Source organism: Geobacillus kaustophilus, assembly GCF_000948285.1.
In the GTDB taxonomy this organism is placed as follows: domain Bacteria; phylum Bacillota; class Bacilli; order Bacillales; family Anoxybacillaceae; genus Geobacillus; species Geobacillus thermoleovorans_A.
Genome location: NZ_JYBP01000003.1, coordinates 2,706,535 through 2,721,799, shown reverse-complemented (window position 1 = coordinate 2,721,799; position 15,265 = coordinate 2,706,535). Strand labels below are relative to the sequence as shown.

Sequence of the window (15,265 nt, the reverse complement as noted above, 5' to 3'; positions counted from 1 at the left end):
TTTTATCTCAATACGAGCTGATATGATATAACGTGGAAGGTAGTAAGCTGGATGTAAAACAAAATTTCAACTTATATAGTATAGACAAGGGGAGCAGAAATAAACCCGATCTCGTAAACTTTTTCTATGTAATGGCTGAGCAGTTACCTACCTTCTTCGATTGTAGCTTGAACGGAACATAATGTTAGAAGAATTGAAAAGAGTTCGTTAATCTTTTGTGGTGCTACTTACTTCAATTGCATGGAATGGGGCAGTGCTTGCTGGTATCTTGTTTGCAACACTTGGGATAGTTGAGCGCTAGTGCTTAACGAGCAATACGGGTTATTAATCCAAAGGGGATGTTGTAATGTTAAAAAAAGCAAAATTCTTATCATTGGGGTTTTTACTGGCTATTACAACAAGTGCTTACGCTTCTTCAGACTCAATTTCAGGGACTTTACCAGATGAAACGAATAACAAGGCTGCTGTTGAAAAAGAAATGTCTATTAATAAGGAGCAGCTAAAAAGGCAAGCCGAAAAGCAACTTAAAAGCGAAGAATTGAAAATTTCGAATAGAATCAAATTACATTCCACAGAAGAAATGAATGCTGAAAGGCTAAAGAAAGAAGGAAAGGTTCTCTATCCCCCAAGTGAAATGACATCAATACAAGCTAGTGTTGCAACAGCATCTTATAACCATAATATTAATTGGGATGTTTGGGGAGATGGAGACATTATCTTAGGTAATGGTCCGAGTTCTGGATCTTCCTCGAGCGTCCCATATGGCTATTACCGACATGGCGCTACTTATGATGATTATTATGGGAATTTCATAAGTGCGATGCCAAATAAAGGTGTATATAGAGAATCTAAACGTTTTTGGGAAACAAATTATAAAGAAGTGGTGGGTTATTGGGTTCCTGCTGCATCTTCAGACCAAAGAGAGAAGGTCATATCTTATTTACGTCAACAGATGGGTGAAGCATATGACTGGAGCAGTTCTAAAACAAATTATGATGAATGGTATTGTACGAAACTTCCTTATGTTGGTTATAAAATAAAGGCGAGTATTGATATTGATAGTAATGGTGGCTACTGGGTAACGCCGGATAATATAGCCGACGATGAACAGGCGCATTTATTTATGAGGAGCGAAGGGGAAAATAAAGGCAAATAGGACACAGCTGGTGGCTGTGTCCTAAAATTTCATTAGGGAGGCATTGTTTATGAGAAGAACTTACATATCATTACTATTTTTTGTTTTTTTGTTGATAGCGATTTTGGCAGGAGGATATGTGTGGTTCAAATCAAACGAGAGCTCCAATGTTAAGGTTTCTTTTGATGTTAATAATCCAGATCTATTGATAAATACCCCCAATAGAATCGTTGTAATTGACGAGAATAACGGAAATTTGACGAAGCGTGAAATTTACAATGAAAGGTTTATGCACACTTCTGTTTACGATAAACATACGAAAAAATTGCTAGCTCCTACTTATTCGCCGGAGCATCATTTTGCAGGGATAACAGAATTCTCTAACGGCCAAGCCAAATACCAAAAGGTGAAAGATTTTGGTCCTATGAATGTTGTGTCGTCCAATGGATATTTATTGATGGACTCTTCTCTTTCTTTGACAAATCGCGAAGGACTCCCCGTTACGAAGCTAGGGCTGTATGATTTAAGGAGCAATAAGTTCGTCAAAGAATTTACCGTCAACGGAATCGTGCAATCAATGATTAAGGTTGGAAGTAGCGCTTATTTTCCTTCACTTTGCGAAAATAATCAGTCAAACATTTATCGTTTTGATTTCGATACTTGGAAGTTGTATAAAGTTTTAAAAATGGATCAACCTCATGTGCCAAATCAAATATTGTTTTACAAAGATATGATGATTGGATTGGCAAATGACGAGGCAGCTGGAGCCCCGTCTAATAAAAATAAACTCTATTATATAAAGAATGGTGTAATTTCTAAAGAGTTGAAATTAAAACAAGGGACGAAAGAGATGGCTATCTTGAATAATAAAATCCTTATCTTGTATGAGCCTCATGATCGGAAATCCTTTATTGAAGTTTTAAAGATAGAAGGAAGTCAAGAAGCGGAAAAAGTCAAATTGGCGGATAACCCCACTAATATCACAAATTGGAATCAACATTTAGTCGTGATTGATCAACACAAAAAAGTTTATATATATAATCAAGAGTTTAAAAAAATTAATGAACTGGAATTAGGCATTGATGCTCAAGTGTTAAACATAACAAAAGCGAATTAATGACAACTGAGGGGGCATGGTCCAAAAAATCGAGGAGATGCCGTCCTAAGCGTTACGTCCTTCTGTTTTCACCCACCCATCCCAGCAACTTGAAAACACTATTAATTATGAAGGGAAGCTTTGCGGGGACGAGCCAAATGTATGTTGAATTTGAGCAACCGCTCCCTCACGGAGGAAGGGAACATCGTTCCAACAGGAAGGAACTCTTTTTGCTTTCATCGAATATGACCATCATTACGGATGGAAGGGGATTTGAAATGGGTCCGAGTGCGCCGCTATGGATGTCCATGTTATACTACATTATGTGCATTGCCACATTGATTGTCGGTGTGGTGATGCTGGTGAAAGGAACGGTTCGCCGTTGGTATTCGCTCGTTGCTATGCTCGCAGTGCTGTTGTTTTTTCTCAATAACTTCCATACGATCGCTAGGGTCGGCGTCGATCCGTTCGCCTATTGGCAGCAATCCCTCGCCACAGGGCAATGGTGGGCGTGGCTGTCGCTCGTGCTGTTTCTGTACATGATCGGGTACTGGGTGCTGCTCGTTCGAGGCATTCGCGGGCGGCGGGCCGCATCGGCGAAAGTGAAAGGGGGAGGGGGAGATGGAGTTCCGCGATTATGAAGAATTTTGGCCGTTTTACTTGACGCAACACCGCAAACGGGCGACGCGGAGATGGCATTTTGTCGGAACGAGCTTCGTGTTTTTGTTTGTCATCATCGCGATCGTGACGAGGAACGCATGGTGGCTGCTCGGCGCACCAGTGGCCGCCTATGCGCTCGCGTGGTTCAGCCATTTTTTCATCGAAGGAAACAAACCCGCCACCTTCGGCCATCCGCTTTGGTCGCTTCGGGCCGATTTCCGCATGTACGGGCTCATGCTTACGGGCCGGCTTGGGCGGGAGCTTGAACGGGTGGGGCTTTCCGAGGATCGGGATGTCAGTCAAAATGGATGAGAACAGCGATAAACAGGCCTTTCTCCCTGGGGATTTCTGGAAGTTTTGGAGAGATCGGGCGACGATAATCTGGAATGGAATACCAGGGAGAAAGCCCCTTGTCTTCGCATTACTTCTTCATTTGTTCAATCTTTTCAAGCGGTAGTCCGGTCAGTTCATGAATCGTGTCGGCATCATATCCTTTTGCCAACATTCGTTTTGCAACATCCATCTTTGCTTTTTCCATTCCTTTCTCCATTCCTTTCACCATGCCTCTTTGTTCGTATGAAACGATGAGTTCCATGACTTTGGCGGCCTCCTTCTCCTCCATTGTATTCACCTCATTTCGCAATCGGATTTCTTCTTCCTCCGATAACCGCAAATACGTTTCGAAAAAGCCGAACAACAGCCGCTGTTTCGCCTCATCCAGCTCGAGACGAATGAGCATGCGCAAAAACTCTTTTTTCACTTCGATCCTTTCGTCTTCATTATACCCCATTTTGCTTAACAAAGCGGCGGCGACCGGGTTGTCCTGACGGATGTACTCGCGCCACGGGAGTTTGCGCAATTCTATGGTCAAAAAACGGAAATCGAGAACGGTCAAAAACGGAAACTCCACAGTGAAAGAGGAAGGTTCACCGCGAGTGGCGTCATAGCTGAAGATGGCGATCGGGAGAATACGGCGGCGGTGTTTTTGAAATAAGCGGCTGAAATAAATGAACATTCGCTCTGAAAAAGTGGGTTGGATGTAACTTTGGTGTTCGATGTGGACAATGATCAGCCCATCTTCCCCTTTTAGCTTTGTCTCGACCAATAGATCGACTCGATGTTTTTCCCCTGCAGTAACATCGGTCAACACTTCTTCTGATAAAAAGGAAAGATGGTGAAAGTCAACATGCTCGTATACACGCGGAAAGAAGAGGAGAACGAATTCTTCAAAAAATGTACTTAACAACTCTTTAAACAGGCGATCATGGTCAATGCGCGTTTCTGACATGGTCTCCCTCCCTATGTATTTTTAGATTCCCATCGCTTTATTCGCCCTACACAACGCAAAATCCTGCCTGTCCAAAGCATTTTTCATAGAGGTTTTTGTTCAAAGAAAGGAAATCGGGGGAAGATTGTCGAATTTTGATGATGATGGAAAAATGATGAAACCGAAGGCCACCTAGCCCGTATGAATAGGTGAGGGGAAAGGAGGGAGGGGGATGTTGTTCGGCCATTCACCTGAAGTCGTGTACGGGACGGTGCTTGTTGTTAGTGCGTTGTTGACGGTTGTGTATTTTTTCCTTAGTGATGTGCTAGAGGGCGTATTTGACGTAGTGGACCACCCGTTGTTCAGTCCGCAGCTGATTCTATCGTTTTTCATTGTCGGCAGCGCCGTCGGATTGTTGGCTGAATGGTATACGGATTGGTCATCGGGCTTGATCTTCGGTCTAAGCGTTGGGGTGGCCCTTGCGATCGTGCTGCTTTTGCACTTTTTCGTCTTTTTGCCGCTCCGCTCAGCCGAGGCGTCGCTTGGGTATACGGACGCCGATTTGGAAGGGTTGCTTGCCAAAGTGATCGTCTCGGTGCCGCCTGATGGGTTTGGTGAAATTCTCATTTCCCGCAAAAGCGGCGCGGTGGCCAAACCCGCGAAAAGTGTAAACCATGAACCCATTCCATCGGGAGAAGACGTGATCGTCGTGCAAATGGAAAACGGCGTCGCGGTCGTAGCGAAGCACGATCCATATCATCTTTCCATCTGAACAATGAAAGGGGAAACACATTATGGCTATTGCGCCATGGCTTGTGGTGATCGGCGTCGTCGTCTTGCTTCTTGTCGGACTCATCGCTATTTTTATCGCCCGCTACCGCACCGTCGGGCCGGACGAGGCGCTCATTGTCACCGGGAGCTACTTAGGAAGCAAAAACGTTCATGTCGATGAATCTGGAAACAAAATCAAAATCGTCCGCGGCGGCGGGACGTTTGTCGTGCCGATTTTCCAACAGGCCGAGCCGCTTAGTTTATTGTCGATCAAGCTCGATGTGCAAACGCCGGAAGTGTATACGGAACAAGGGGTTCCTGTCATGGCCGACGGGGTGGCGATCATTAAAGTCGGCAGCTCGATCGGCGAAATCGCGACTGCGGCCGAGCAGTTTTTAGGCAAAACGCGTCAGGATATGGAAAACGAAGCGCGGGAAGTGCTTGAAGGCCATCTCCGCTCCATTCTCGGGTCGATGACGGTTGAAGAAATTTACAAAAACCGCGATAAATTCTCCCAGGAAGTGCAGCGCGTCGCTTCGCAAGACTTGGCGAAAATGGGGTTGGTCATCGTCTCATTCACGATCAAAGACGTGCGCGACAAAAACGGCTACCTCGATGCGCTCGGGAAGCCTCGCATCGCCCAAGTGAAGCGCGACGCCGATATCGCAACCGCCGAGGCGGAAAAAGAGACGCGCATTAAGCGCGCCGAAGCGGATAAAGAAGCGCGCAAAGCGGAACTGGAGCGGCTGACGGAAATCGCGGAGGCGGAGAAAATCAACCAACTGAAGCTCGCTGAGTTCCGCCGTGAACAAGATATCGCCAAAGCGCGCGCCGATCAGGCGTACCATCTGGAAGAAGCGAAGGCGAAGCAGGAAGTCATGGCCCAGCAAATGCAAATTAAAATTATCGAGCGGCAAAAACAAATCGAGCTTGAAGAAAAAGAAATTTTGCGCCGCGAGCGGCAATACGACTCCGAGGTGAAGAAAAAAGCCGACGCCGAACGCTATGCGATCGAACAAAAAGCGGCGGCGGAAAAGGCGAAGCAAATTGCCGAAGCCGATGCGCAAAAATACCGCGTCGAAACGCTGGCGAAAGCGGAAGCGGAGCGCATCCGCCTCGATGGGTTGGCGAAAGCCGAAGCAGAGAAAGCCAAAGGGGAAGCGGAAGCGGAAATCATCCGCCTGAAAGGTCTCGCCGAAGCGGAAGCGAAACAAAAGATCGCCGAAGCGTTCGAGCGCTACGGCCAAGCAGCTGTGCTCGACATGATCATCAAGATGCTTCCAGAATACGCGAAGCAGGTGGCGAGCCCGCTGGCGAACATCGAGAAGCTGACGATCGTCGACACCGGCTCAGGAGCGGGGGGCGGCGCCAACCGCGTCACGGGCTATGCGACGAACTTAATGGCGAGCTTGCAGGAGACGTTAAAAGCATCGACGGGCATCGATGTGAAGCAGCTGCTTGAGAATCTCACGGCAAGCAGCGCATCATCGGCCGTCACGACCAAGCCAGCCGTTTCCGAGAACGAGAATGCGAGCCAGTCATGAACATGGTGTACGGCGCTCTTGATCGAACCAAGGGCGCTTTTCTTCGCGGTGCGCAAGTTGCACATCCTTGCTGAATAACAAGCATGCGCTCGAGGCGCTCTTCCTAGTTGCGCATAAAGCATTGTTTCGCTATGATGGGAACGAGTGGAATGGAAAAAGGGGAAGTAGGTTGATGACGATGAAACGAGCTCGAATCATTTATAATCCGACATCGGGGCGCGAGCTGTTTAAGCGCCATTTGCCCGATGTGCTCGTCTGGTTGGAAAAAGCGGGCTATGAAACGTCATGCCATGCGACTGAAGGGCCAGGGGATGCGACCAATGCAGCTCGGCGGGCGGCGGAGCGGGGGTTTGACCTTGTCGTTGCCGCGGGCGGCGACGGAACGATCAACGAAGTCGTCAACGGCATTGCCGATCAGCCGCATCGGCCGAAATTAGGCGTGATCCCCGTCGGGACGACGAACGATTTCGCCCGCGCGATCGGCGTGCCGCGCTCGATCGAAGGGGCGTGCGAGGTGATTGCCACGGGCGAGCCCGTCCCGATTGACATCGGCTCTGTGACGAACGAAGACAAAACGCGCTATTTCATCAACATCGCCGGCGGCGGCCGCCTGACGGAGCTCACCTACGAAGTGCCGAGCAAGCTGAAAACGATGCTTGGCCAGCTCGCCTATTACTTAAAAGGAATCGAAATGCTTCCGTCCATTAAGGCGACCGAAGCGCAAATCGAGTACGATGGCAAAATCTTCGAAGGCGAAATCATGATGTTTTTGGTCTCCCTCACGAACTCAGTCGGCGGCTTTGAAAAACTGGCGCCTGACTCATCATTGAATGACGGCCTGTTTGATTTTATCATTGTCAAGAAAACGAACTTGGCCGAGTTTATCCGTCTGGTCACGCTGGCTGCGCGCGGCGAGCATATCAACGATCCGCACATTATTTATACGAAAGCGAACCGGGTGAAAGTGCGCTCGCCGATGCAGCTGAACTTAGACGGCGAATTTGGCGGCATGCTTCCAGGGGAATTTGTCAATTTGTACCGCCATCTGGAAGTCATCATGCCGAAAGACAAGGCGGAACAAGTGAGAACAGGGAAATGATCCTGTTCTTTTCTTATGCCTCTAAGCCAATAAGGGAACGCTAACCATACAAACCCATTCGGCAGAAAGGAGACGAACATGACGAAGCAGCAAGCACCGGTGGCTAAAAACGACTACTATGACGTAACATTTACCGATTTGACCCATGACGGGCTCGGGGTGGCGAAAGTCGACGGCTTTCCATTGTTCGTGAAAAACGTGCTTCCCGGCGAGCGGGCGAACGTGAAAGTGATCAAAGTGAAAAAAGGATACGGGTACGGACGCCTCATCGAGCTGTACGCACCAAGCCCGGACCGCGTCGAGCCCCCGTGCCCCGTCTATCGCCAATGCGGCGGCTGCCAGCTGCAGCACTTAAGCTACGGGGGCCAACTGAAGGCGAAAGAAAAGCAAGTGAAAGAAGTGCTCGCCCGCATCGGCAAGCTTGAAGGCGTCATCGTCCACCCCGTCATCGGGATGAAGAACCCATGGCGCTACCGAAACAAAGCGCAAGTGCCTGTCGGCGGGCGCGAAGGGGGCCTAGTCGCTGGTTTTTACAAAGAGCGGAGCCATGACATCATCGATATGGACGCTTGCCTCATCCAGCAGGAGAAAAACGACATCGTCGTCCAGACGGTGAAGCGCCTCGCCGAGCGCTATGGCATTCCGCCGTATGACGAGACGACGCATAAGGGCGTTCTCCGCCATATTGTCGCCCGCTGCGGTGCGGCGACGGGAGAGGTGATGGTCGTCCTCGTCACCCGCACGGAACATTTGCCGCACGAACAAGACGTCGTCCGTGACATCGTCCGCGAAATCCCGGATGTGAAGTCGATCGTGCAAAACATCAATCCCGAACGGACGAACGTCATTTTCGGCGCCAAAACGCGTGTGTTATGGGGAAGCGAGTACATCACCGATCGCATCGGCGACATTCAATTCGCCATCTCGGCCCGCTCATTTTACCAAGTCAACCCTGAGCAGACGAAAGTGTTGTACGACAAAGCGCTTGAGTACGCCGAGCTGACTGGCGGGGAGACGGTCATCGATGCCTACTGCGGCATCGGCACGATCTCGCTTTTTTTAGCGAAAAAAGCGAAACACGTCTACGGCGTCGAAATCGTTCCGGAAGCGATCGAAGATGCGAGACGCAACGCCGAACTCAACAGCATCACGAACGTTACATTTGAAGTCGGCGCCGCCGAAGACGTCATCCCGCGCTGGTATCAGGAAGGCATCCGCGCCGACTGTCTCGTCGTCGACCCGCCGCGCAAAGGGTGCGACGCCTCGCTTTTAGAGACGATCATCGCCATGAAGCCGCCGCGCGTCGTCTACGTCTCGTGCAATCCGGCGACACTCGCCCGCGACTTGCGCATCCTAGAAGACGGGGGCTACGAAACGATCGAAGTCCAGCCTGTCGATATGTTTCCGCACACGGCGCATGTGGAGTGCTGTGCGTTGCTCGTAAAAAAATAAAAGATATATGTAGTATGAGTCCGAGGATCTACAAAAGATTCTCGGATTTTTATATCAACTATCTTTCCATGAAGTAGGGGAAGTTCATAATGGAGTTTTTCACAGTGGCAGAACATTGTATAATTAAATATTGGGAATAATAAGGAGGTAACTGCATGATTACAGGAGAATTAAAGAACAAAGTCGATAAAATATGGGAAACGTTTTGGACGGGCGGAATTACGAACCCGCTGACGGTCATTGAACAATTTACATACCTTTTATTTATTAAAGGACTCGATGAAGCAGAAACTCAAAGAGAACAAGAGGCTGCTTTATTAGGAATTGAGTTTGAACGAATCTTTCCTGAAGATAAACAACACTTGCGTTGGAGCAAGTTTAAAAATCTAGAAGCTTCACAAATGTATGAAATCGTATCTAAGGAAGTATTCCCTTTTATTAAAAGCTTGCATGGCAATAAAAATTCCGCATATGCCAAGTATATGAGCGATGCAATTTTTATGATTCCTACGCCGCAAATGCTTTCCAAAATTGTGGACGGCATTGATAAGCTCCCGCTGAAAGACCGTGATTTACAAGGGGATTTATATGAATATTTGCTATCCAAAATCGCGACAGCAGGCACGAACGGGCAATTCCGCACACCGCGTCATATTATCAAGATGATGGTAGAGTTAGTCAAACCAACACCGGAAGATATTATTGTCGATCCGGCCGCCGGTTCCGCAGGTTTTTTAGTCGCGGCGGGCGAATATTTGCGCAAACATCGCAGTGACTTATTTTTAGTGCAAAGTTTAAAAGAACATTTTAATAACCATATGTTCTACGGTTTTGACATGGACCGCACGATGTTGCGGATTGGCGCGATGAACATGATGCTCCATGGCATTGAAAATCCGAATATCGAATATCGCGACTCGTTATCGGAACAAAACAAAGATAAGGACAAATACACCCTTGTCCTTGCCAATCCGCCTTTTAAAGGTTCGTTAGATTATGATGCAGTTTCAAATGATTTGTTAAAAGTTGTAAAGACAAAGAAAACCGAACTTTTATTTTTGGCATTATTCTTACGCATTTTAAAAACGGGCGGACGTTGCGCGTGCATCGTGCCAGATGGGGTATTGTTCGGCAGCTCGAAAGCGCATAAAGGCATCCGCAAAGAAATTGTGGAAAATCATAAGTTAGAAGCGGTTATTTCCATGCCAAGCGGCGTCTTTAAACCGTACGCGGGCGTGTCGACGGCGATTATGATTTTCACAAAAACAGGCGTCGGCGGAACCGATCACGTCTGGTTTTACGACATGAAAGCCGATGGCTACTCGTTGGACGACAAGCGCACCCCGATTGAAGACAACGACATTCCGGACATCATTGAACGATTCCATAACCGTGAAGCGGAAAAGGAACGAAAGCGTACGGAGCAGTCGTTCTTTGTGCCGGTGGAAGAAATTCGGGAAAATGATTATGACCTTTCGATTAATAGATATAAAGAAATAGTATACGAAGAAGTACAGTATGAAGCGCCAAGTGTGATACTTGAAAAAGTGGAAGCCTTGGAAAAAGAAATTATAAATGGATTAGAGGAATTAAAAAACTTAATAAAGGGATAGAGTGATGCTATGTTTAGTAGATATCAGGACAAGAAATCTTTAAGAAGTTTGCAAAAAAATCCTAATTGGAAGTTATTAAAATTTAGCGATGTTTTAAGAGATGAAACTAAGAATGCAAAAAAAATAAAAAAAGAGGAATACCTTGCACAAGGAAGTTATCCAATTATTGATCAGGGGAAAGACTATATTGCTGGTTTTACCAATGATGGAGACGGTATCTATGATAAATCTCCATTAATCATATTTGGTGATCATACAAGAATATTAAAGTATATTGATTTTCCTATATTTATAGGCGCAGATGGTGTAAAACTACTAAAAAATGTATTCTCGGAGGAAGAAGTTCTTACGAAATACATTTATTATTATCTTCGCACAGTGAATATACCAGACACAGGATATAATCGTCATTTTAAATTTTTAAAAGAAGTTGTAATTCCAATCCCTAGTATAGACTTACAGAAGCGCATTGTTTTTGCACTAGACAAAGCCCAAGAACTCATTGACAAACGAAAAGCTCAAATTGAAGCGTTAGACCAGTTAACGCAAAGTGTGTTTTTGGAGATGTTTGGAAACTTAAAAGGGGAAAAGGTACCTTTAAGTGAATTGTGTGATGTGAATCCTTCAAAAAAGGAAATCGAAAATATTGATAAAGAACTTCCAGTTACATTCTTGCCGATGGCAAATGTATCAGAAAATGGGGAGCTTGATCTTTCTGAAACTAGATTAATAAAAGAGATTTTTGACGGCTTTACTTATTTTAGAGAAGGCGATGTTCTTTTTGCGAAGATAACTCCTTGTATGGAAAATGGAAAAGGAGCCATAGCCCGCAATTTAATAAATAATATAGGATTTGGCTCAACAGAATTTCATGTTTTAAGACCAAAAGAAAACGTCAATAGTACATGGTTATATTATTTAACGAGTTTACAATCTTTCCGAAAACAAGCTGAAGCGAATATGACTGGTAGTGCTGGTCAGAAACGTGTACCAAAGCAATTTTTTAGTAAATATAAAGTAGTTTTGCCGCCTATCGAGCTTCAAAATCAATTTGCCGAAATAGTACACAAAATACAATCTCAAAAGGAGATAATGAAAAAAAGTTTAGAAGAACTAGGAAATAATTTTAAATCCCTCATGCACCGCGCGTTTAGGGGGGAGTTATTTAACGATTAATGCACGTTAACGAAATGGATATCGTGTTTGTCAGGGGAGGGGATTAGGTGTTATCCAACTTTCACTTTTTAGTAGGCAAACCTCATTATGAGAGTTTTGCAAATGCGTGTGTAGAGGCGGAGAAAAGTTTGGTTGTGAGTCCGGCGACGTGCGCGATTTTGACGCGCCGTGCGCTGGAGCTTGCCGTTAAGTGGGTGTACAGCTTTGACAGCGCGTTGAAAGTTCCGTATCAAGATAATCTTTCCAGCTTGATTCATGACAACGTCTTTTTGTCCATTATTGATGAAGAGTTGTTGCCGTTGTTGCGTTACATTGTCAAACTGGGAAATGTCGCGGTTCATACAAATGCGATGATTACAAGGGAAGAAGCGATTCTTTCTCTCCACAATCTTCATCAGTTTGTGTCTTGGATTGATTATTGTTATTCTGACGAATACACCGCTACGGACTTTGATGAATCGTTGCTGCCAATCGGCGAGGAAAAGCGCGAGCGTCCGGAAGAATTGAAAGATTTATACGAACGGTTAAGTTCGAAAGACAAGCGCCTTGAAGAAATGATGAAAGAAAACGAAAAGCTTCGCGCGCTTCTCACCGCTAAAAGGGAAGAAAATACGAAAGAGTACGATTTCCATGTCGATGAGTTAAATGAATATGAAACGAGAAAGAAATATATCGATTTAGACTTAAAGTTAGCGGGTTGGGAATTTAAAAAGGACGTTGTCGTTGAATATCCTGTCGTTGGCATGCCGAATCAAGAAGGGGTTGGCTACGTCGATTACGTCTTGTTTGGCAATAACGGCAAGCCGCTTGCGGTCATTGAAGCAAAACGTACGACCGTTGACCCTAACAAAGGAAAACAACAAGCAAAGTTATACGCCGACTGCATTGAAAACATGCACGGTCAACGTCCAATCATTTTTTACACAAACGGGTTTGAAACGTATATTTGGGATGACCTTAACTATCCGGCGCGGAGAGTTTCCGGCTTTTACAATAAGGAAGAATTAAGCTTGCTTATTGATCGTCGGACGATGAAGAAGCCGCTAAAAAATGTGCAAATCAATGACAACATAACGAATCGCTATTACCAAAAAGAAGCGGTTTTAGCCGTATGTGACGCGCTCGAGAAAAAACGGCGCAAAGCATTGCTTGTCATGGCGACGGGGAGCGGCAAAACCCGGACAGCGATTTCGATTGTCGATGTTCTCACTCGTCACAATTGGGTAAAAAATATTTTGTTTTTAGCGGACCGCAAAACACTGGTAACGCAAGCGAAAAATAGCTTTAGCCATTTGTTGCCGAACTTGACGCTTTGCAATTTGCTCGATAACAAAGACAATCCAGAGGAAAGCCGCATGGTGTTTTCGACGTACCCGACAATGATGAACGCGATTGACGAAGCGAAACGAAAAGACGGCAAACGTTTATTTACGGTCGGACATTTTGATTTAATTATCGTCGATGAATCCCACCGCAGTATTTATAAGAAATATCGGGCTATTTTTGACTATTTTGACGCGATATTGCTTGGGCTCACCGCCACACCAAAGGACGAAATTGACCGCAATACGTATGAAGTGTTTGATTTAGAAAACGGTGTGCCAACGTATGCGTATGAATTAGATGAAGCGGTGAAAGACGGCTATTTAGTCGATTATCGAACGATTGAAACAACGCTAAAGTTTCTCGAAGAGGGTATTCGTTACGATGACTTATCAGATGAAGAAAAAGAACGATATGAAGAAACATTTGATGATGAAGTAGGCGAGGATATTGACAGTGCGGCGTTAAACGAATGGCTGTTTAATGACGATACGATTGATACGGTGCTGAGAGATTTAATGGAAAAAGGAATTCGCGTAGAAGGCGGAGACAAACTCGGCAAAACGATTATTTTTGCGAAAAACCATCGCCATGCGGAACGGATTGTGGAGCGCTTTGATCAATTGTTCCCTGAGTACAAAGGTGGCTTTGCACGGGTCATTGATTACAGCGTGAACTACTACCAAACATTAATCGATGATTTTTCCGACCGTAACAAATGGCCGCAGATTGCGGTATCGGTCGATATGCTCGATACAGGAGTGGATATTCCGGAAGTCGTCAACCTTGTGTTCTTCAAGAAAGTACGCTCCAAATCAAAGTTTTGGCAAATGATCGGGCGCGGAACCCGTTTGTGCAAAGACTTATTCGGAGCCGGTCAAGATAAAACGCATTTCCTTATTTTTGACTATTGCGGCAACTTCGAGTTTTTCCGCGAAAATCCAAAGGGAATCGAAGGAAAAGCGGTGGAAAGCTTAACGGAGCGTTTGTTTAACGCCAAAATTGAAATCATTAAAGAACTGCAGCATTTACAATATCAAGAAGAAGAGTATATTGCCCATCGCAATGAATTGATTGACGAAGTGCTAGCGGAAATCAATAAGTTAAACGAAGAGAACTTCCGCGTACGCCAACATATTCAATACGTACACAAGTTTAAAAGCCGGACTAAATGGGACTCCTTAACAGCGATGGATGTCAATGAAATCAAAGAACATATTTCGCCGCTGATTGTTCCGCTAAACGATGATGAATTGGCGAAACGTTTTGATTTGCTTATGTACACGATTGAGCTGGCAAAACTGCAAACGAAAAATGCCACAAAGCCGATTCGGAGTGTGATTCGCACTGCAGAGGCATTGTCGAAACTCGGTTCGATTCCTCAAGTGATGGAACAAAAATACATTATTGAAAAAGTACAGACGGAAGAGTTTTGGAGCGAAGCCGATATTTTCGAATTGGAAGCCGTTCGCGAAGCGTTGCGTGACTTAGTCAAATTCCTTGAAAAAGAAACGCAAAAAATTTACTATACGAACTTTAAAGACCAAGTTTTAGAAGTCAAAGAAAACGGTCCGATGTTTAATGTCAATGATCTGAAAAATTATCGGAAAAAGGTGGAACATTATCTGCACGAACACCGCGACCAGATGGCCATTTACAAGCTGCGAAATAATAAAAAGCTAACAGTCCAAGACGTAAAAACGTTGGAGCATATTCTTTGGAATGAGCTTGGCACACAGGAAGATTATAAAAGGGAATTCGGAGACACGCCGATTACAAAACTCGTCCGCCAAATCGTCGGCCTTGACCCGCAGGCAGCCAACGAAGCGTTTTCCGAATTTTTATCAAGCGAGCGGTTGAACATCCAACAAAGCCATTTTGTCAAATTGATCGTCGATTACTTTGTGAAAAATGGAGTCATGGACAAGCGGGTGCTGCAGGAAGAACCGTTTAAAACCGTCGGCAGCATTGTTGAACTCTTTCAAGACAACATGGATGACGCGCGGAAGATTATTAGTATTATCGATGAGATTAACAGAAATTCAGAAGATATTGTGGGGGCGTAGCAAAAGCGTTCCTTGTGGTAATCTATATACATGCTCATTAAAAAGTTAACCTTCGTATAACCG

At 45.5% G+C, this 15,265-nt stretch carries 12 protein-coding genes; 11 read left to right on the top strand and 1 reads right to left on the bottom strand.

The window, feature by feature from the left end; all coding sequences use genetic code 11:
- Positions 1-346 precede the first annotated feature (346 nt).
- The 4 genes from LG52_RS14060 to LG52_RS14045 all read left to right on the top strand — a co-directional run bounded on the left by LG52_RS14060 (position 347) and on the right by LG52_RS14045 (position 3,203).
- Entirely contained in the window at positions 347-1,156 is an 810-nt protein-coding gene (locus LG52_RS14060) for a hydrolase (RefSeq protein WP_044732409.1), read from the top strand.
- Positions 1,157-1,205: 49 nt separating this feature from the next.
- Positions 1,206-2,252 (top strand): hypothetical protein, encoded by a 1,047-nt coding sequence (locus LG52_RS14055; RefSeq protein ID WP_044732408.1) that lies wholly within the window; start codon positions 1,206-1,208, stop codon positions 2,250-2,252.
- Between the two features lie 257 nt (positions 2,253-2,509).
- Positions 2,510-2,872 carry a hypothetical protein gene (locus LG52_RS14050; RefSeq protein WP_231584471.1) on the top strand — a complete coding sequence of 121 codons (363 nt, stop codon included), beginning with the start codon at positions 2,510-2,512 and terminating at the stop codon, positions 2,870-2,872.
- Positions 2,853-3,203: a DUF962 domain-containing protein gene (locus LG52_RS14045; protein WP_044732407.1), complete on the top strand. Its 351-nt coding sequence runs from the start codon at positions 2,853-2,855 to the stop codon at positions 3,201-3,203. The genes LG52_RS14050 and LG52_RS14045 overlap by 20 nt, the downstream gene beginning before the upstream one ends.
- Positions 3,204-3,312: 109 nt before the next feature.
- Here LG52_RS14045 and LG52_RS14040 read toward each other — a convergent pair whose 3' ends face one another.
- Positions 3,313-4,179 (bottom strand): Rpn family recombination-promoting nuclease/putative transposase, encoded by an 867-nt coding sequence (locus LG52_RS14040; protein ID WP_044732406.1) that lies wholly within the window; start codon positions 4,177-4,179, stop codon positions 3,313-3,315.
- Between the two features lie 211 nt (positions 4,180-4,390).
- Between LG52_RS14040 and LG52_RS14035 the strand changes: the two genes are divergently transcribed.
- The 7 genes from LG52_RS14035 to LG52_RS14005 all read left to right on the top strand — a co-directional run bounded on the left by LG52_RS14035 (position 4,391) and on the right by LG52_RS14005 (position 15,202).
- Positions 4,391-4,930: a hypothetical protein gene (locus tag LG52_RS14035; protein WP_197074552.1), complete on the top strand. Its 540-nt coding sequence runs from the start codon at positions 4,391-4,393 to the stop codon at positions 4,928-4,930.
- 22 nt (positions 4,931-4,952) lie between these two features.
- Complete coding sequence (locus tag LG52_RS14030; protein WP_044732405.1) at positions 4,953-6,473, top strand: flotillin family protein; 1,521 nt, start codon at positions 4,953-4,955, stop codon at positions 6,471-6,473.
- Positions 6,474-6,651: 178 nt separating this feature from the next.
- Complete coding sequence (locus LG52_RS14025) at positions 6,652-7,572, top strand: diacylglycerol kinase (RefSeq protein WP_044733276.1); 921 nt, start codon at positions 6,652-6,654, stop codon at positions 7,570-7,572.
- Positions 7,573-7,650: 78 nt separating this feature from the next.
- Entirely contained in the window at positions 7,651-9,024 is a 1,374-nt protein-coding gene (rlmD, locus tag LG52_RS14020) for a 23S rRNA (uracil(1939)-C(5))-methyltransferase RlmD (RefSeq protein WP_044732404.1), read from the top strand.
- A gap of 155 nt (positions 9,025-9,179) precedes the next feature.
- Positions 9,180-10,637 carry a type I restriction-modification system subunit M gene (locus LG52_RS14015; protein WP_044732403.1) on the top strand — a complete coding sequence of 486 codons (1,458 nt, stop codon included), beginning with the start codon at positions 9,180-9,182 and terminating at the stop codon, positions 10,635-10,637.
- Positions 10,638-10,646: 9 nt separating this feature from the next.
- Positions 10,647-11,813 carry a restriction endonuclease subunit S gene (locus LG52_RS14010; protein ID WP_044732402.1) on the top strand — a complete coding sequence of 389 codons (1,167 nt, stop codon included), beginning with the start codon at positions 10,647-10,649 and terminating at the stop codon, positions 11,811-11,813.
- Between the two features lie 47 nt (positions 11,814-11,860).
- Positions 11,861-15,202: a DEAD/DEAH box helicase family protein gene (locus LG52_RS14005; protein WP_044732401.1), complete on the top strand. Its 3,342-nt coding sequence runs from the start codon at positions 11,861-11,863 to the stop codon at positions 15,200-15,202.
- Positions 15,203-15,265 lie beyond the last annotated feature (63 nt).